Origin of the sequence: Delftia tsuruhatensis NBRC 16741 (genome assembly GCF_001571325.1) — a bacterium.
In the GTDB taxonomy this organism is placed as follows: Bacteria; Pseudomonadota; Gammaproteobacteria; order Burkholderiales; family Burkholderiaceae_C; genus Comamonas; species Comamonas tsuruhatensis.
The window spans coordinates 26,996-43,705 of the sequence record NZ_BCTO01000013.1 but is presented as its reverse complement, the minus strand read 5'-3'; the positions used below and the strand labels follow the sequence as shown (position 1 = coordinate 43,705).

Annotated in this window: 18 protein-coding genes and 1 tRNA gene; 7 read left to right on the top strand and 12 right to left on the bottom strand. The window is 63.8% G+C overall.

The features are described from left to right. Window positions 1–2: 2 nt before the first annotated feature. The 12 genes from nuoF to rpsO form a co-directional block, all read right to left on the bottom strand. On the bottom strand, window positions 3–1,361 hold the full coding sequence (gene nuoF / locus DTS01S_RS05540; RefSeq protein WP_016447708.1) for an NADH-quinone oxidoreductase subunit NuoF: 1,359 nt from the start codon (window positions 1,359–1,361) through the stop codon (window positions 3–5). Continuing rightward, window positions 1,358–1,849 (bottom strand): NADH-quinone oxidoreductase subunit NuoE, encoded by a 492-nt coding sequence (gene nuoE / locus DTS01S_RS05535; protein ID WP_016447709.1) that lies wholly within the window; start codon window positions 1,847–1,849, stop codon window positions 1,358–1,360. Before nuoE ends, nuoF begins: the two co-directional genes overlap by 4 nt. Beyond that, the gene (locus DTS01S_RS05530; protein ID WP_017404096.1) at window positions 1,846–3,099 is read right to left on the bottom strand and encodes an NADH-quinone oxidoreductase subunit D; all 1,254 of its coding nucleotides are present in this window, start codon (window positions 3,097–3,099) and stop codon (window positions 1,846–1,848) included. Before DTS01S_RS05530 ends, nuoE begins: the two co-directional genes overlap by 4 nt. Window positions 3,100–3,131: 32 nt before the next feature. Then, the gene (locus tag DTS01S_RS05525) at window positions 3,132–3,740 is read right to left on the bottom strand and encodes an NADH-quinone oxidoreductase subunit C (protein WP_026062051.1); all 609 of its coding nucleotides are present in this window, start codon (window positions 3,738–3,740) and stop codon (window positions 3,132–3,134) included. 10 nt (window positions 3,741–3,750) lie between these two features. Then, window positions 3,751–4,230, bottom strand: coding sequence for a NuoB/complex I 20 kDa subunit family protein (locus DTS01S_RS05520; RefSeq protein WP_012206978.1), 480 nt, complete (start codon window positions 4,228–4,230; stop codon window positions 3,751–3,753). A 23-nt stretch (window positions 4,231–4,253) separates the two neighbouring features. Then, complete coding sequence (locus tag DTS01S_RS05515; protein WP_012206979.1) at window positions 4,254–4,613, bottom strand: NADH-quinone oxidoreductase subunit A; 360 nt, start codon at window positions 4,611–4,613, stop codon at window positions 4,254–4,256. Window positions 4,614–4,686: 73 nt separating this feature from the next. Further along, window positions 4,687–4,771, bottom strand: a tRNA-Leu gene (locus tag DTS01S_RS05510). Window positions 4,772–4,889: 118 nt separating this feature from the next. After that, a complete protein-coding gene (gene secG, locus DTS01S_RS05505; RefSeq protein ID WP_016447712.1) occupies window positions 4,890–5,282 on the bottom strand; it encodes a preprotein translocase subunit SecG in 393 nt (130 codons plus the stop codon). A gap of 58 nt (window positions 5,283–5,340) precedes the next feature. After that, on the bottom strand, window positions 5,341–6,087 hold the full coding sequence (tpiA, locus tag DTS01S_RS05500; protein ID WP_017404094.1) for a triose-phosphate isomerase: 747 nt from the start codon (window positions 6,085–6,087) through the stop codon (window positions 5,341–5,343). Window positions 6,088–6,089: 2 nt separating this feature from the next. Then, window positions 6,090–7,091, bottom strand: coding sequence for an NAD(P)H-quinone oxidoreductase (locus DTS01S_RS05495; RefSeq protein ID WP_017404093.1), 1,002 nt, complete (start codon window positions 7,089–7,091; stop codon window positions 6,090–6,092). A gap of 118 nt (window positions 7,092–7,209) precedes the next feature. Next, window positions 7,210–9,471 carry a polyribonucleotide nucleotidyltransferase gene (gene pnp, locus DTS01S_RS05490; protein WP_017404092.1) on the bottom strand — a complete coding sequence of 754 codons (2,262 nt, stop codon included), beginning with the start codon at window positions 9,469–9,471 and terminating at the stop codon, window positions 7,210–7,212. A 206-nt stretch (window positions 9,472–9,677) separates the two neighbouring features. Further along, window positions 9,678–9,944, bottom strand: coding sequence for a 30S ribosomal protein S15 (gene rpsO / locus DTS01S_RS05485; RefSeq protein ID WP_012206984.1), 267 nt, complete (start codon window positions 9,942–9,944; stop codon window positions 9,678–9,680). 282 nt (window positions 9,945–10,226) lie between these two features. Here rpsO and DTS01S_RS31470 point away from each other — a divergent pair, with 282 nt between their 5' ends. The 7 genes from DTS01S_RS31470 (at window position 10,227) to DTS01S_RS05450 (ending at window position 16,556) form a co-directional block, all read left to right on the top strand. Further along, window positions 10,227–10,541, top strand: coding sequence for a hypothetical protein (locus DTS01S_RS31470; RefSeq protein ID WP_016451210.1), 315 nt, complete (start codon window positions 10,227–10,229; stop codon window positions 10,539–10,541). 253 nt (window positions 10,542–10,794) lie between these two features. Beyond that, the gene (locus DTS01S_RS05475) at window positions 10,795–11,358 is read left to right on the top strand and encodes a GspH/FimT family pseudopilin (RefSeq protein WP_016451209.1); all 564 of its coding nucleotides are present in this window, start codon (window positions 10,795–10,797) and stop codon (window positions 11,356–11,358) included. Further along, the gene (gene pilV / locus DTS01S_RS05470) at window positions 11,349–11,987 is read left to right on the top strand and encodes a type IV pilus modification protein PilV (RefSeq protein ID WP_016451208.1); all 639 of its coding nucleotides are present in this window, start codon (window positions 11,349–11,351) and stop codon (window positions 11,985–11,987) included. The genes DTS01S_RS05475 and pilV overlap by 10 nt, the downstream gene beginning before the upstream one ends. Continuing rightward, window positions 11,984–12,859, top strand: a complete 876-nt coding sequence (locus DTS01S_RS05465; protein ID WP_061287420.1) for a type IV pilus assembly protein — start codon at window positions 11,984–11,986, stop codon at window positions 12,857–12,859. The genes pilV and DTS01S_RS05465 overlap by 4 nt, the downstream gene beginning before the upstream one ends. Beyond that, entirely contained in the window at window positions 12,856–13,620 is a 765-nt protein-coding gene (locus DTS01S_RS05460) for a pilus assembly PilX family protein (RefSeq protein ID WP_016447720.1), read from the top strand. Before DTS01S_RS05465 ends, DTS01S_RS05460 begins: the two co-directional genes overlap by 4 nt. 15 nt (window positions 13,621–13,635) lie before the next feature. Then, entirely contained in the window at window positions 13,636–16,122 is a 2,487-nt protein-coding gene (locus DTS01S_RS05455; RefSeq protein ID WP_026062048.1) for a pilus assembly protein, read from the top strand. 8 nt (window positions 16,123–16,130) lie between these two features. Continuing rightward, on the top strand, window positions 16,131–16,556 hold the full coding sequence (locus tag DTS01S_RS05450) for a type IV pilin protein (RefSeq protein ID WP_026062047.1): 426 nt from the start codon (window positions 16,131–16,133) through the stop codon (window positions 16,554–16,556). Window positions 16,557–16,710 lie beyond the last annotated feature (154 nt).

The window sequence follows — 16,710 nt, the reverse complement described above, 5'->3', positions numbered from 1 at the left end:
GATCAGGCGGCGTGGACCGTCTGCTTGGAAGCGTTCTGGATCTTCGCTTCAAACTCGTGGCGGAAGTGCTTGATCATGGCGCGCACCGGCATCGCTGCCGCATCGCCCAGCGCACAGATCGTGCGCCCCATGATGTTCACGGACACCGAGTCCAACAGCTCGATGTCTTCAGGACGGCCTTCGCCGTGCTCGATTCGGTTGACCACGCGCCACAGCCAGCCCGTGCCTTCGCGGCAGGGAGTGCACTGGCCGCAGGACTCGTGCTGGTAGAAGTAGGACAGGCGCAGCAGGCTCTCGACCATGTCGCGCGAGTCGTCCATCACGATCACGGCGCCCGAGCCCAGCATGGAGCCGGCCTTGGCGATGGAGTCGTAGTCCATCGTGCATTCCATGATGATGTCGGCCGGCAGCACGGGCGAGGACGATCCACCGGGGATCACGGCCTTGAGCTTGCGGCCCGTGCGCACGCCGCCCGCCAGCTCCAGCAGCTTGCTGAAGGGCGTGCCCAGCGGCACTTCGTAGTTGCCGGGCAGGTTGACGTCGCCGCTGACCGAGAAGATCTTGGTGCCGCCATTGTTGGGCTTGCCGCACTCCAGGTACGCAGCACCGCCGTTGCGGATGATCCAGGGAACGGCCGCAAAGGTTTCGGTGTTGTTGATGGTGGTGGGCTTGCCGTACAGGCCGAAGCTGGCCGGGAACGGCGGCTTGAAGCGCGGCTGGCCCTTCTTGCCTTCCAGCGACTCCAGCAGCGCAGTCTCTTCGCCGCAGATGTAGGCGCCGAAGCCATGGTGCGCGTGCAGCTGGAAGCTGAAGCTGCTGCCCATGATGTTGTCGCCCAGGTAGCCGGCAGCGCGGGCTTCCTCCAGCGCGGCCTCGAAGCGCTCATAGGCCTCGAAGATTTCGCCGTGGATGTAGTTGTAGCCCAGGGAGATGCCCATCGCGTAGGCCGCGATGATCATGCCCTCGATCACGATGTGGGGGTTGTGCACCAGGATGTCCCGGTCCTTGCAGGTGCCCGGCTCGCCTTCGTCCGAGTTGCACACCAGGTGCTTCTGGCCCGGGAACTGGCGGGGCATGAAGCTCCACTTCAGGCCCGTGGGGAAACCTGCGCCGCCGCGGCCGCGCAGCCCCGACTCCTTGACGGTGGCGATCACCTGGTCCTGCGTCAGGCCTTCGCTGCCGTCCTTGCCCAGGATCTTGCGCAGCGCCTGGTAGCCGCCGCGTGCCTCGTAGTCCTTGATGGACCAGTTGGCGCCGGTCAGATCGGCATAGATCTGGGGATTGATGTGGCGGTCGTGGAAGCAGGTCTCGCTGCCCGAGGCGGCAAACCTGGCCAGGACCGATTGTGCGGCGGCGTTCATGCCTTGCCCTCCGCGGCGCGCAGGCCGTCGATCAGTTCGTCGAGCTTTTCGTTGCTCATGAAGCTGCACATGCAGCGGTCGTTCACCAGCATCACCGGCGAATCCGCGCAGGCACCCAGGCACTCGGACTGCTGCAGCGTGAACATGCCGTCGGGCGTGGTCTCGCCCATCTTGATGCCCAGGCGGGATTCCAGATGGTGCAGCGCCTTGTAGCCGTCGCGCAGCTGGCAGGGCAGGTTGGTGCAGACGTTCAGCTTGAACTTGCCCACCGGCCGCTGGTTGTACATGTTGTAGAACGTGGTGACTTCGTGCACCGCGATCTCGGCCATGCCCAGGAACTCGGCGATCACGGCCTCGCTCTCGGGACTGACCCAGCCCTGTTCCTGCTGCACGATGGACAGGCAGGCCATCACGGCCGACTGCTTCTGGTCGGCCGGGTACTTGGCCACCTCGCGCGCAAAGCGCTCCTTGGTCGCTTCGGTAATCATCGGTCAACGTCTCCAAACACGATGTCCAGGGTACTCAGCACCATCACGGCGTCGGCCAGCATGTGGCCTCGGCACAGTTCGTCCATGGCGGACAGATTGGCGAATCCCGGCGGACGGATCTTCAGGCGGTAGGGCTTGTTGGCCCCGTCGCTCACGATGTAGATGCCGAACTCCCCCTTGGGGTGTTCGATGGCCGCGTAAGCCTCGCCTTCGGGCACGCGGAAACCTTCGGTGAAGAGCTTGAAGTGGTGGATCAGCTCTTCCATGTTGGACTTCATGCCTTCGCGCGGCGGCGGGGCGATCTTGTGGTTGTCCACGATCACCGGGCCCGGGTTGGCACGCAGCCAGTCCACGCACTGCTTGATGATGCGGTTGGACTGGCGCATTTCGGCCACGCGCACCAGATAGCGGTCGTAGCAGTCGCCGGTCTTGCCCACGGGCACGTCGAAGTCCATGCGGTCATAGACCTCGTAGGGCTGCGACTTGCGCATGTCCCAGGCCACGCCGGAGGCACGCAGCATGGGGCCGGTCAGGCCCAGGTTCATGGCACGCTCGGCCGTCACCACGCCGATGTCCACGTTGCGCTGCTTCCAGATGCGGTTGTCGGTCAGCAGGGTCTCGTACTCGTCGGCGCACTTGGGGAAGCGCTGCGTGAAGTCGTCGATGAAGTCCAGCAGCGAGCCCTGGCGGTTGCGGTTCATGGCCTCGACCGAGCGCGCATTGCGCACCTTGCTGGCCTTGTACTGCGGCATGGTGTCGGGCAGGTCGCGGTAGACGCCGCCCGGACGGAAATAGGCCGCGTGCATGCGCGCGCCGGAGACCGCCTCGTACATGTCCATGAGGTCTTCGCGCTCACGGAAGGTATAGATCAGCGTCGTGGAGCTGCCTGCATCGTTGCCGCTGGAGCCCAGCCACATCAGGTGATTCATGATGCGGGTGATCTCCGAATACATCACGCGGATGTACTGGGCGCGAATGGGCACTTCGATGCCCAGCAGCTTCTCGATGGCCAGGCAGTAGGCGTGCTCGTTGCACATCATGGACACGTAGTCCAGCCGGTCCATATAGGGCAGCGACTGGATGTAGGTCTTGCTCTCTGCCAGTTTTTCCGTCGCGCGGTGCAGCAGACCGATGTGCGGGTCTGCACGCTGCACCACTTCACCGTCGAGCTCCAGCACCAGGCGCAGCACGCCGTGCGCTGCCGGGTGCTGCGGACCAAAGTTCAGGGAATAGTTCTTGATTTCAGCCATGGTCGTCCATCAAAAAGGCGCCTGCAGCGCCTTCAGTGCAGGCCCCCGTAGTTGTCTTCGCGGATGATCCGCGGCGTGATCTCGCGGGGCTCGATGGTGACCGGCTGGTACACCACGCGCTGCTGTTCGGGGTCATAGCGCATCTCCACATGGCCCGACAGCGGGAAGTCCTTGCGGAAGGGATGGCCGATGAAGCCGTAGTCGGTCAGGATGCGGCGCAGGTCGTCATGGCCATCGAAGACGATGCCGAACAGGTCGAACGCCTCGCGCTCGAACCAGTTGGCGCCAGCCCAGATGGGAGTGACCGAAGCCACCACCGGAAAATCGTCGTCGGTGCAGAAGACGCGAACGCGCAGGCGCTGGTTCAGGCTGATCGACAGCAGGTGGGACACCACGGCAAAGCGCGGCCCTTCGCGGCCGACTTCTGCATAGGTGGAATAGTCCACGCCACACAGGTCCACCAGGACCTCGAACCGGCAATCCGGGGCGCTGTGCAGAACCTGCATGGCCTCCAGATAGTTGGCAGCGGATACTTCGACCGTCACCTCGCCCAGGGCCACGGTCACGCTGCGCGCCTTGTCGCCCAAGGCAGCAGCCACCACATCCCGAAGCACTTCGGGGTGAATCGCAATAGCAGTCATCATCTAGCCCTTAGACGCGAGCGATGGTATGGGTGCGGCGGATCTTCTGCTGCAGCTGGATGATGCCGTAGATCAGGGCTTCCGCCGTGGGGGGGCAGCCAGGCACATAGACATCGACCGGCACGATGCGGTCGCAGCCACGCACCACGGAATAGCTGTAGTGGTAGTAGCCGCCGCCATTGGCGCACGAGCCCATGGAGATGACCCAGCGCGGCTCGGACATCTGGTCATAGACCTTGCGCATGGCGGGCGCCATCTTGTTGCACAGGGTGCCGGCCACAATCATCAGGTCCGACTGGCGGGGGCTGGCACGGAAGACCTCCGAGCCAAAGCGGCCAATGTCGTAACGCGCCGCCGCAGCGTGCATCATCTCGACCGCGCAGCAGGCCAGACCAAATGTCATGGGCCACAGCGAGCCCGTCTTGGCCCAATTCACCACCGAGTCGTAACTCGTGGTGATGAAGCCTTCCTTCATCACGCCTTCGATCATCGTGTTTCCTTAGTGAACCCGCATCAGTCCCAGTCCAACGCACCCTTCTTCCATTCGTAGACAAAGCCCACGACGAGAACGGTCAGGAAAATCAGGACAGCGGCGAAACCAGCCCCACCCACGTCCCGAAGCGCAACGGCCCAGGGCAGCAGAAAGGCGATTTCCAAATCAAATAGGATGAACAGGATGGCGACGAGGTAGTAGCGCACATCGAATTTCATGCGCGCGTCTTCGAAGGCCTCGAAGCCACATTCGTAGGGAGAGTTCTTGGCGGCATCGGGCCGGTTCGGACCCAGCACATACCCCAGTACCAGGGGGACTACGCCGACACCCATGCCGACGAGAATGAACAAGAGAACGGGAAGATACTGGTCGATGTTCATCGTGTGCGGCTACCTTGAAAGGCATGCCCGCACCGATCAGCCTGATCAGCAGGGCAGGCTCTTAGTTATATCTTGGTGCCGTCGGCGAGACTCGAACTCGCACAGCTTTCGCCACTACCCCCTCAAGATAGCGTGTCTACCAATTTCACCACGACGGCTACGTCTCGATTTCGGCTGGCTCTTTATCTTCGTTGCAAAGATTCCGCCTACCGAACAATCTCTAGATTCTACTCTGAAAAACCCTCGGACCAGGAGGACCGAGGGCTTTGTTCGAAATTATTTCGTGGGGATCTGGGCCGCACCTTCTGCACCGGCAGCAGGCGCCTGACCTGCCGCAGGAGCAGGCACTTCGCCAGCAGCGCCAGGGACGGCGGGAGCCGGTGCCGTGATGGGGGCCGCGCCTTCCAGCACGCTGCCCGAGCTGACGGGGCGCGCATTGCTCAGATAGGCCAGCGCCAGCGTGGTCACGAAGAACACCGTGGCCAGGCCTGCCGTGGAGCGCGACAGAAAGTTCGCGCTGCCCGAGGCACCGAACAGGCTGCCGGAGCTGCCGCTGCCGAACGAGGCGCCCATGTCGGCGCCCTTTCCGTGCTGGATCAGGATCAGGCCGATCATGCCGAGTGCCGACAGCATCTGGACGGCGAGGATCACGCTTGCGAATGCATTCATTGGTTGTACCTGCTAGTAACGCGAGAGCTAAAAAAGCGAATGGAGAAACTGCTCCGGCTCACTGGGCCGCAGCGATGATGGTCAGGAAATCCGGCGCCTTGAGCGACGCCCCGCCCACAAGACCACCGTCAATGTCGGCCTGGGCCAGAAGCTGGGCTGCATTGGAGGCGTTCATGCTGCCGCCGTAGAGCAAGGGGATGCGGTCAGCCTGCCGGCTGGCAGCCGCCAGCTGGGCGCGCAGCACGGCATGCACCTGCTGCGCCTGCTCGGGTGTTGCGGTCCTGCCGGTGCCGATGGCCCAGACAGGCTCGTAGGCCACGACCAGCTCACTGATGCACTGACCCACCTGATGGATCACGGCTGCCAGCTGGCGCTTGACGACTTCCTCGGTCTGCCCCGCCTCGCGCTCTGCCAACGTTTCGCCCACACAGACGATGGGCGTGACGCCCTTGGCCAGCGCAGCCTGCGCCTTCAAGGCCACCACGGCATCGGTTTCGCCATGGTATTGGCGACGCTCCGAGTGCCCCACCAAGGTGTAGCGCACGTCAAAATCCTGGAGCATGGCAGCCGAAAGCTCGCCCGTGTAGGCGCCCGAGTCATGCTGCGACACATCCTGCGCAGCCACGCCAATGGACGAACCTGCAAGCTCGGCCTGGGCCTGGGCCAGATAGGCGGCCGGCACGGCCACCGCCACACCCGCATTTCCACCTTCGGGCAGCCCCTGCTTGAGGGCCTTGAGCAACACGGCATTGGCAGCCAGGCTGCCATTCATCTTCCAGTTGCCGACGATGAGTTTCTTCTTCATGGTTACCACGTCAAAACGATTTTGCCGGTGTGCTGACTCGACTCCATCAGCGCGTGCGCCTTGTCGGCATCAGCGGCAGCAAAGGTGCTGTGAATCACAGGGCGGATACCGCCTGCCTCGATGAGCGGCCAGACCTCGCGCCGCAGCGCCTGGGCGATGGCCGCCTTGAAGGCGACAGGACGCGGACGCAGCGTGGAGCCCGTCACCAGCAGGCGACGGCGCAGGACCAGGCCCGCATCGAACTCCGCCTTGATGCCGCCCTGCACCGCAATGATGACCAGACGGCCATCCTCGGCCAGGCTCTGCACTTCGCGCGCAACATAGCTGCCCGCCACCATGTCCAGGATCACGTCCACGCCCTTGCCGTCGGTGATGCGCTGCACCTCCGCGGCAAAGTCCTGGGTACGGTAGTTGATGGCATGGTCGGCGCCCAGCTTCAGGCAGTCGGCGCATTTGGCATCGGAGCCAGCCGTCACGATGACCGTGGCGCCACGCGCCTTGGCCAACTGGATGGCCGTCACACCAATGCCGCTGCTGCCGCCCTGCACCAGCAGGGTTTCGCCCGCCTGCAAGGCGCCGCGATCGAACACATTGCTCCAGACGGTGAAGAAGGTTTCGGGCAATGCCGAAGCCTCCACCTCGCTGAGCCCCGCCGGGATGGGCAGGCACTGGGCCACTGGCGCAACGCAGTACTCCGCATAGCCACCACCGGCCAGCAGCGCGCACACGCGGTCGCCCACGCGCAGGCCTGCCAGCCGCATGGCGTCGTCGTCACCCGACACGATCACCCCGGCCACTTCCAGCCCAGGCAGATCCGAGGCACCGGGCGGCGGGGCGTAGTGCCCCTTGCGCTGCAACACATCAGGGCGATTGACACCGCTGGCCGAGACCTGGATCAGCAACTCCTGCGCGCCGGCCACGGGCAGCGGACGCTCGCCCAGGCGCAAGACATCGGGACCACCAAAGTCCGTGAGTTCCACGGCACGCATGATTTGCTTTTCCATTTTTCGACCTCGCAATCCCTGTCAAAAATGCCACAAGCGCTGAACAGGTCAGCGCTTTTTCCAGTCACCGCATGCACCTGCAAGGCCCCCCCTTTTTGGGGAACGGCCTTGCCGGGCATTACTGCTGCTGTTGCTGTTGCTGCTCGCCCTCGGCAGCCGGACGACCGCCTTCACGGGGCTCGCGAGGTTCACGCGGCTCGCGGTACTCGCGTTGCTGGCGGGGCTCACGCGGCTGGCGGAACTCACGCTCGGCAGGCGCGGGGCGCTCGCTGCGCTCCATGCCGGCAGGACGCTCGGTCAACGCCTTCAGCGACAACTTGACACGACCCTTTTCGTCGGTCTCCATGACCTTGACCTTGATGATCTGGCCTTCCTGCAGGTAGTCGGCGACGCGCTCCACGCGCTCGTGGGCAATCTGGCTGATGTGCAGCAGACCGTCCTTGCCGGGCAGCAGGTTCACGAGAGCACCGAAGTCCAGGATCTTGGTGACCGGGCCTTCGTAGATCTTGCCGATTTCGACTTCGGCCGTGATCTCTTCGATGCGGCGCTTGGCTTCGTCGGCCTTGGCGGCATCGCTGGAAGCGATGGTGATGGTGCCGTCTTCGCCGATGTCGATCTGCGTGCCGGTCTCTTCGGTCAGTGCACGGATGGTGGAGCCGCCCTTGCCGATCACGTCACGGATCTTCTCGGGGTTGATCTTCATCGTGTACAGCTTGGGAGCGAAGGACGAGATCTCGGCCTTGGCTTCACCCATGGCTTCCTGCATCTTGCCCAGGATGTGCATGCGCGCTTCCTTGGCCTGGGCCAGGGCGACCTGCATGATTTCCTTGGTGATGCCCTGGATCTTGATGTCCATCTGCAGCGCAGTGATGCCGCTGGTGGTGCCAGCCACCTTGAAGTCCATGTCGCCCAGATGATCTTCATCACCCAGGATGTCGGTCAGCACGGCGAAGCGGTTGTCTTCCTTGATCAGGCCCATGGCGATACCGGCCACGTGGGCCTTCATCGGAACGCCTGCATCCATCATCGACAGGCAGCCGCCGCAGACCGAGGCCATGGACGAGGAGCCGTTGGACTCGGTGATTTCCGACACCACGCGGATGGTGTAGGGGAATTCTTCCTTGCTGGGCAGGCAGGCCGCCAGGGCGCGCTTGGCCAGACGGCCGTGGCCGATTTCGCGGCGCTTGGTCGAGCCCATGCGGCCCACTTCGCCGGTGGCAAAGGGAGGCATGTTGTAGTGGAACAGGAAGCGGTCCTCGAACTCGCCAGCCAGCGCGTCGATGCGTTGTGCATCGCGCTCGGTGCCCAGCGTGGACACGACCAGGGCCTGCGTCTCACCGCGCGTGAACAGGGCCGAGCCGTGCGTGCGGGGCAGCACGGAGTTGCGGATTTCGATGGGACGCACGGTGCGCGTGTCGCGGCCGTCGATGCGCGGCTCGCCGGCCAGGATCTGGCTGCGAACGATGCGTGCCTCGATGTCGAACAGCATGCCTTCGACCTTGACGCCGTCGAACTCCACGCCCTGGGCCGTCAGGCCGGCCTTCACGGCGGCGTAGGCTTCGCGGCAGGCCTGCGTGCGGCTTTGCTTGTTGCGGATCTGGTAGGCCGCGCGCAGGGCTTCGTCACCCAGTGCCGCCACCTTGGCGATCAGCTCTTCATCCTTGGCGGGAGCGACCCAGTCCCAGACGGGCTTGCCGGCTTCGCGCACCAGTTCATGGATGGCGTCAATGGCGATGCGACCTTGCTCGTGGCCGAAGACCACGGCGCCCAGCATCACATCTTCAGGCAGTTGCTGCGCCTCGGACTCCACCATCAGCACGGCAGCTTCAGTACCGGCCACGACCAGATCCATCTGCGAATCCTTGCGCTGGGTCTGGCCGGGGTTGAGCACGTACTCGCCATTGATGTAGCCCACGCGGGCGGCACCGATGGGACCGTTGAACGGAATGCCCGACACGGACAGGGCGGCCGACGTGGCGATCAGGGCGGCGATGTCGGCATCGACTTCGGGGTTCAGCGACACGGTGTGGATGACCACATGCACGTCGTTGTAGAAGCCTTCGGGGAACAGCGGGCGGATCGGACGGTCGATCAGGCGGCTGGTCAGGGTTTCGAGTTCGCTGGGCTTGGCTTCGCGCTTGAAGAAGCTGCCGGGGATCTTGCCTGCGGCGTAGGTCTTCTCGATGTAATCGACGGTCAGCGGGAAGAAGTCCTGGCCGGACTTGGCCTGCTTGGACGCCACCACGGTGGCCAGCACCACGGTGTCATCGATGTTGACCAGCACGGCGCCGGAAGCCTGGCGGGCGATCTCGCCGGTTTCCATGGTGACCGTGTGCTGGCCCCACTGGAAGGTCTTGGTGACTTTGTTGAAGATGGACATTGTTGCTCCTAGGGAATGTTGGCCAGATGCACTCATCCGGCCATGATGGAGAGCAATTCAGAACACGATGCCATTCCATTGCTGGATTTCTTGCTATCAAATCCGCAGCAATGGAATGACACAGCTTCGCTCTGTCTTGCTTTCTCCGAAGTAAAAAACGCCTGAGCTAGACAGGCTAACTCAGGCGTTTCGATCTCCCACCGTGCTTACTTGCGCAGGCCCAGCTTGGCGATCAGTGCGGTGTAGCGATCAGCGTCCTTGGACTTGAGGTAGTCCAGCAGCTTGCGACGGCGGCTCACCATGCGCAGCAGGCCGCGACGACCGTGGTGGTCCTTGGCGTGTTGCTTGAAGTGAGGGGTCAGCTCGTTGATGCGTGCGGTCAGCAGGGCCACTTGCACTTCTGGGCTACCAGTGTCGTTGGCAGAGCGTGCGTTGGACTTGACGACTTCAGCCTTCACGGAAGATGCGATCATTTTTTTTTCCTTGGAAATTGGCGCCTCAAAGACAAAAGCAAGGAGGCAGCCTTGGTTACTTGCGCCGGGACTGGAAAGGCCCCGACGTGCGTCTTGCACCATGCAAAACCCTGAGATTATAACAAGCACGCCCGGACCGGTATCCACACCTGATTTGCAGCCCTTTGCCACTTCGGCCTGCTGCCCGCCCAGAATCCCGCAAAGCCCGCGCCACAGGCATGCCGTCACGAAGCACGGATATGTGGTGCGCAGGCATTCCATACACCAAGGGAGGGCCACGCCATGGCAGTGCGTTTTTCATTCATTCCATCGACCCGACAAGCGCAGCTGCGGCAATGCGCCCTGCTCTGCCTGGTCGCGGCCCTGGGCCTGGCCCTGCCTGCCCAGGCTGCGTCCCATCGCGCCGACGCATCGGCTGCGCAAGGCTCCACGCGCAAAAAGGGCGGGCAGCGGGTCCGGGTGCCGACGCAGCGCAGCAGCTCAGACGAGTCGCCCGAGCAACGCGACAAGCGGCTTTACCGCGAATGCCAGGGCAGGCACAACGCCGGAGCATGCGCCGGATACACCGGGCAGCCGCCGGGCAGGCGCCAGCGCTGACACGCTCCCAGAAACAGTCCTAGGCCAGCCTCCAATACCAAAAAATTTGGCAAGTCCTTGCCATCATTGGATTTTTTCGCACCTCTGCACGCCTGAATTCAGCCCCATTCACGGCACAACTCCTATTTTTTGACCAAAGAAACAGATTGGTCTGAAAGACATGCACGAACAACCCCAATAGATTGAGCGGCGCACGAAACAAACAGCAACAACCAGCGTTGCGCAAGCCAATCGACGGGGAGGGATTCAAGACATGTCATCGACCAGGCCTCAGGCTCGCCCGGGCGCCGAAGGCTTCACTGCCATCGAGTTGATGGTGGTCGTCGCCATCCTCGCCGTGCTCACCACGCTGGCAGCTCCCAGCTTCAACCTCATCATCGAGCGCTGGCGTGTTCGCCAGACCGTCGAGGCCCTGCAATCGACGCTGCAGTACGCGCGCTCCGAAGCCGTGCGGCGCGGTGGCGGCGTTTTCATCCAGAAACTGCCCCAAGGCACCAAGGGCTGCACCCTGGCGGCGCAGCACGCCGACTGGGGCTGCGGCTGGGTGGTGTTCGTCGACCGCAATGGCAACAGGCACTGGGATCCCAAGGAGGAGCTGCAGCGCTTCGACACGCCCGCCCGCACCCTCGTCACCCGCTCCCGGTCTGCCTCCATCATCAGTGTGGACCGCTGGGGTCAGTTGGGCGGACTCACCGCCATGGGTTTCGCCATTGCGCCATCTCCGGCCGGAATCACTTCCGCCGCAACCCAAGGCATTTGCGTCTCGTCCGGCGGACGCATCCGGGTGGTCGGCCAGGAGGGTATTCCATGCGCCTGACTCGTACCCGCAATCGGCATCCCAACGGCTTTACCCTGATCGAAACCCTGGTCGCCACCGTCATCACGGCCCTGGGTGTTCTGGGAATCCTGGGACTGCAGATGCGCACCCTGGCCGACAACCAAAGCGGCGTGCGCCGCGCCCAGGCCATCCGGCTGATCGAGGACCTCAGCGAGCGCACGCACGCCAACCCCAACTCCCTCGGACAGATCGGCCGCTACGTTTCCGACTGGAATCACGCCCCCGAATCCGTCGCCGACTGCAGTGCCGCCGCATGCGGCCCGGACGCAATGGCCAGCTACCACCTCGCACGATGGAAGGCATCCGTTCGCCAACTGCTGCCAGGCGGGGCCGCCAAGGTCTTCCTCGCAGGAGACGAGGCAGCCGCCAGCGCCGGCAATGGGCGCCAGCTGGGGATCATGATCAGTTGGCGCGAGAACGAAAAGTCCGGCAAGGCCGACTACAAGGACCCCATCGGACTTGATGGCGATGGCGATCGCATGCACGGCGACCAGGCCATGGCCTGTCCTGCAGGCAGAACCTGCCACCTGCAATACATCCCACTCAGCGCTCGCTGTGCTCCCTACCTTGCAAACAACGCAGTCCAGTTCTTCTGCGCAGGCCCATGAAACCCCATCGCATCGCCACCGCCATTGCGGCCAGACCGCGTCAACGCGGGCTGAGCCTCGTCGAACTGCTGGTCGGACTTTTCCTGGGACTGCTGATCATCGGCGTGGCCATGGGCGCACTCATGGCGTCACGCGCCGTGTCCGCCACCATCAGCGATGCCAGTCAGTTGCAACAGCAGGCTTCCCATCTCTTCCGTGTCATGGGCCGGCAGATCCGGCAGGCGGGGTCCCTGCGGCTGCTTCTTGCATCACACAAGAAGGCAACAGAAGCCATTGACGTGGCAGACCCCGTTGCATTCGAGGCGGGCGCACTGGACTTCAACCCCGTGCACGACACCATCCAGGGCCTCGATGCACCCGGGCGCTCCCAATACAAGCTCGCCGTGGGCTACAGCAACTACACGCAGCCGCTGCACACATCGGCCATCGAGACCTCACTGCAGCGCAATTGCCTGGGGCAAACCAACAGCGACAGCCTCATCCTGAGCCGCTTTGTCCTGGACGCCAGTAAAAACACCCTGCGCTGCGCCGGAGCGCCCTCCGCGGGTGCCCAGCCCCTTGCCAGGAACGTCGCCAACTTCCAGGTGCGCTACCTGTTCCAGGCGCCGGGGGGCGCCGCCCGCATCCAGTATGTCAACGCAGCCGCCGTAGGCCAGGACTGGCCTCGCGTCGTCGGCGCCGAGGTCTGCCTGGTGCTCTTCGGCAACGAGGCCATCGACATGCCCGCCAACAGCAGCTATACCGACTGCGCCGACAGCGACGGTACGGCCGAATCCATCCACATGGTCACGCTGCCTGCGCCCAGGACGCGGCGCCTGCACATGGTCTTTCGCAGCGTGTACCAGTTGCGCAGCCAGGGGTTGGCCGGATGACGCACAAGGCTGCAGGCATGCGACATGCCCACACCTGCGCAGCGCAGCGCCAAAAAGGCATCGCCCTGTTCATCGTGGTGGTCCTGGTCATGCTGTCCATGCTGCTCGCCCTGTGGGCGTCGCGCAGCGCACTGTTCAACGAAATGTTCGTGGGCAACGATGCCGACTACCAGCGTGCCCTGGAGGCTGCACAGGCCTTGCTGCAGGATGCCGAACTGGATATTCGGGGCGAACAGGCCAGCGGCGCCGCCTGCGCCGCCAGCAGCAGCCAGCCATCCGTCTGCCGCAGCGGTGCAGGCATCGCACAGTTCCCCCGGGAAACCGGGGAAGTCGGCCTGCTGCTGGCCAGCCTCGCTGAGGCCACACCCACTGGATGCCGCGATGGCCTGTGCACCAAGCGCACGGGACCTCAGGACTTCTGGAACAACGCGGACGAAGGCCAAGGGATCACGCTGGGCCAGATGACTGCCGCTGACGTCGGCGCACGCTACGGCCAGTTCACGGGCGCCATCGCTGGCGGAAAGAGCGACTCCATCCTGGCAAATCGTGAGGCAGGAAAGGGAGGCTGGTACTGGATAGAGATCCTGCCCTATGACGTCAACGCAGGGAACTCGGGCGTCATCGCCAACGGCTCACCCCGACTGGCCCTTTACATGCAGCCTCAGGTGATCTATCGCATCACGGCCATTGCCCATGGCCGCAAGAGCAACACCCAGGTGGTGATGCAGCAGACCTACGCCCGGCAGAAACGCCGCGACTGACTCAGGACACCTGACATGCCCCACCTCTGCCATCCCTGGCTCCGGCGCATCCTGCTGCCAGCGCCGACAGCCGCAGCCATGGTCGCTGCAGTCCTGGCCGCGCAAAACAGCCAGGCAATGGATATGACCCAGTCGTCGCTTGGACCCCGAGTCAAGGTCACGATAAAGCCTGGCCTGCCGGCACCCATCCAGGTCCAGCAGATCTCGGAGGCAGACACTCCAGTTGCCAGGGTTCAGGCAGATGGCACCGAATTCGCCGCGCCCATTGAAGACTGCCCGGCCGGACAACAGGCAGATGCCAAGGGCCGCAGCAGCTCCATGGCCTCCAGCGGCAGCGTGATTACGCGGGCCGGCGTGGACATATTCAGCGCCCGCTACAGCGCAAAAGCGGCCTGGAGCGGCTGGATCAGCGCAGAAACCGTCCAGGCCGATGGCAGCCTCACCGCAACAGCCGGCTGGCAAGGCAAAACCACGGCCGGCCACCTGGATGCACTCAGCGACGAACAGGCAATCAATGACCGTCTGATCCTGACCTGGAGCGACAGACTGCAAAGAGGCGTGTCCTTCAAGTGGAATGAACTCGACCACCGGCAGAAAGCCTCCCTGGGCATCGATGTCGAAGGAAGAGCAGACAACCTGGGCAAGCACAGGCTCAACTTCATACGCGGCGACCGCCGCATGGAAGCGCCGGGACAACCGCCGCGCGTTGGCCCCACCCGTCCTTTTCGCCAGCGCAGCTCGCGCCAGGGCGACATCGTCAACTCCCAGATCTGGCATACCGGTCATCCCGTGGACAACTGGCCCCTGCCGGGCTATGCCGCCTATACCCTCGCCCAGCAGAACCGCCAGCCCATGATCTATGCAGGCGGCAATGACGGCATGCTGCATGGCTTTTCGGCCACCGACGGCAGGGAAAAGATCGCCTACATCCCACGAGGCGTGATCTCCGGACTGGCAAGACTTTCCGACCCCGACTATGACGCCCGGCATCGCTACTTTGTGGACGGCTCAGTCATGAGCGGCGACATCCCCTCGGGCAGCGTTGCGTCCTCGCAGTGGCGCACTGTGCTGGCTGGCATGGCAGGCGCCGGAGCCAAGGGCTACTTCGTGCTGGACATCACCCATCCGGAGGCTTTCAGCGAGTCCGGTGCCAGCTCGCTGGTCCTGCTCGACCGAACCCAGACACGCAACAGCGATCCCGGCGACTGCGCCAGCCTGGATGAGATGCGCCAGCGCGCCACTTGCCAGGAAAACAAGGACCTGGGCCATATTTTTGCGGCGCCCGTGCTGGACGATGCCAACCCGCAACGCAGCACTCAGATCACGCAGTTGAACAACAACCGCTGGGCACTGGTGACGGGCAACGGCTACCACAGCACCAACCAGCGGCCCGTGTTGCTGATCCAGTATCTCGATGGCAACCAGGAGCTGTTGCGCCTCGTTGCCACGGGCAATACCCCAACCGGCACCACCCCCGAGACCACCCACAACGGACTCTCCGCCCCGCGCCTTGTGGACATCAATGGAGACGGCCTGCCCGATGTGGTCTACGCAGGTGACATCCAGGGCAATCTGTGGAAATTCCTCATCGCCAGCGGTGCCTCCTCCCGCTGGGGCGTGGCCTTCGACGGCCGGCCGCTGTATACAGCCTGGGGGGGCAGTTCTCCATCGGCCACTCGCAACCTGCGTCAAGCCATCACCGCCCCTCCTTCCGTACGCGCCAATGACCGGCGCAGGGCCAGCAAAAATGCCAAAGAAGGGCGCGAGCGCTTGACGGCAGGCGGCATGCTGGTGGCATTCGGTACCGGACGCCACATCACGCGGCAGGATTCTGGCAACACAGCGGTCCAGAGCATCTATTCCATCCTCGACAGCACCCGCTACAGGCTGCTCGCGGACGGCAGAGTGCAAGCTTGCCTCGATGGCAAGGATTCGGACTGCAGGCAGCCTGACGGACAGCGACCGGCACCCGTTTCAGGCATCGGAGAACTGGCCAGGCGCTCGGTGAACCATCAGCCGGCAGGGGCGGCCGGCCAAGGCTTCTGGCGCGTTGACTCCACGACCGACCTCGACTGGACGCGGCACAAAGGCTGGTACATGGACCTGCCCCTGCCGGGCGAGCGCCTGCTCAAGCCAATGGGCTTCTACGACGGCAGCAACATCCTCGCGATCTACAGCCAGATACCTGCCGGATCCCCCAGGCGCCCCGGCGAAAGCGCAAGCCCGCCCGACGCCTGCAATGCGAGCGAGGAGCGCCAATTCCTGACATTCGTGAACATCATGGATGGCAAGCGACCCGGCGTTCCGTTGATGGACAGCAACGGCGATGGGGTCTACGGCACGGCAGATGAGGAGGTCTCGCGCGCAAGCGTCGCCAGGGGATCCCAGGCCTTGCTCCACAAGGGCCATCACGCCATCGGCTACGACGCCGAAGGCCGTCGCAATGTACTCGCCCGCATGCCGGAGCAATCCCTGCGCCCCAGCTGGCGCCAAATGAAATGAGGCACCACATGCGCCGCCCTCGATCCCCAGGATTCACGCTCATCGAACTCATGATCGTCGTGGCCGTCATCGTCATCCTCGGCACGGTCGCCGTCCCCAGCTACAACGAGTACATCCGCGCAGTCCACCGCGCCGACGCCCGCGCCGGCCTGCTCCAGGCCCAGCAATGGCTGGAGCGCGCCGCCACCGCCAACGGCACCTACCCCACCGAGCTGCCTGCAGACCTGACCTGGGCCCACGACTCCAGCAAGCGCTACACCATCGACTTCCTGTCAACCAGCGGCCACGACGACGACACCTACACCCTGATCGCCACACGCCGCGGCTCCCAGTTCGGTGACCGATGTGGCGATTTCACGCTGACCCATACGGGCGAGCGTGATGCGCTCGGCCTGGGTGTGAATACCACTGCGGTGGAGTGCTGGGGGCGGTAGTCTTACAAGTTCAGAGTGCCAGCTTCTTGACCTGTTGCTGCGCATCCGCGACACAAGGATCCAAGGAGATCCGAGCAAGTGCGTCTAACTGGGAGATTTACGCCCCTTCACTCCCTCTCGCTCAGCAATCGGCAAGTGACTGCCAGACGAACTG

What these genes read in the sequence shown, in the direction of transcription:
- DTS01S_RS05475 (WP_016451209.1), top strand. Translation starts at nt 10,795, where the DNA reads ATGTCATCGACCAGGCCTCAGGCTCGCCCGGGCGCCGAAGGCTTCACT.
- tpiA (WP_017404094.1), bottom strand. Translation starts at nt 6,087, where the DNA reads ATGAAGAAGAAACTCATCGTCGGCAACTGGAAGATGAATGGCAGCCTG.
- DTS01S_RS05525 (WP_026062051.1), bottom strand. Translation starts at nt 3,740, where the DNA reads ATGACTGCTATTGCGATTCACCCCGAAGTGCTTCGGGATGTGGTGGCT.
- DTS01S_RS05455 (WP_026062048.1), top strand. Translation starts at nt 13,636, where the DNA reads ATGCCCCACCTCTGCCATCCCTGGCTCCGGCGCATCCTGCTGCCAGCG.
- rpsO (WP_012206984.1), bottom strand. Translation starts at nt 9,944, where the DNA reads ATGATCGCATCTTCCGTGAAGGCTGAAGTCGTCAAGTCCAACGCACGC.
- DTS01S_RS05520 (WP_012206978.1), bottom strand. Translation starts at nt 4,230, where the DNA reads ATGATCGAAGGCGTGATGAAGGAAGGCTTCATCACCACGAGTTACGAC.
- DTS01S_RS05530 (WP_017404096.1), bottom strand. Translation starts at nt 3,099, where the DNA reads ATGGCTGAAATCAAGAACTATTCCCTGAACTTTGGTCCGCAGCACCCG.
- nuoE (WP_016447709.1), bottom strand. Translation starts at nt 1,849, where the DNA reads ATGATTACCGAAGCGACCAAGGAGCGCTTTGCGCGCGAGGTGGCCAAG.
- secG (WP_016447712.1), bottom strand. Translation starts at nt 5,282, where the DNA reads ATGAATGCATTCGCAAGCGTGATCCTCGCCGTCCAGATGCTGTCGGCA.
- DTS01S_RS05495 (WP_017404093.1), bottom strand. Translation starts at nt 7,091, where the DNA reads ATGGAAAAGCAAATCATGCGTGCCGTGGAACTCACGGACTTTGGTGGT.
- DTS01S_RS05515 (WP_012206979.1), bottom strand. Translation starts at nt 4,613, where the DNA reads ATGAACATCGACCAGTATCTTCCCGTTCTCTTGTTCATTCTCGTCGGC.
- DTS01S_RS05465 (WP_061287420.1), top strand. Translation starts at nt 11,984, where the DNA reads ATGAAACCCCATCGCATCGCCACCGCCATTGCGGCCAGACCGCGTCAA.
- nuoF (WP_016447708.1), bottom strand. Translation starts at nt 1,361, where the DNA reads ATGAACGCCGCCGCACAATCGGTCCTGGCCAGGTTTGCCGCCTCGGGC.
- pilV (WP_016451208.1), top strand. Translation starts at nt 11,349, where the DNA reads ATGCGCCTGACTCGTACCCGCAATCGGCATCCCAACGGCTTTACCCTG.
- DTS01S_RS05450 (WP_026062047.1), top strand. Translation starts at nt 16,131, where the DNA reads ATGCGCCGCCCTCGATCCCCAGGATTCACGCTCATCGAACTCATGATC.
- DTS01S_RS05460 (WP_016447720.1), top strand. Translation starts at nt 12,856, where the DNA reads ATGACGCACAAGGCTGCAGGCATGCGACATGCCCACACCTGCGCAGCG.
- pnp (WP_017404092.1), bottom strand. Translation starts at nt 9,471, where the DNA reads ATGTCCATCTTCAACAAAGTCACCAAGACCTTCCAGTGGGGCCAGCAC.
- DTS01S_RS31470 (WP_016451210.1), top strand. Translation starts at nt 10,227, where the DNA reads ATGGCAGTGCGTTTTTCATTCATTCCATCGACCCGACAAGCGCAGCTG.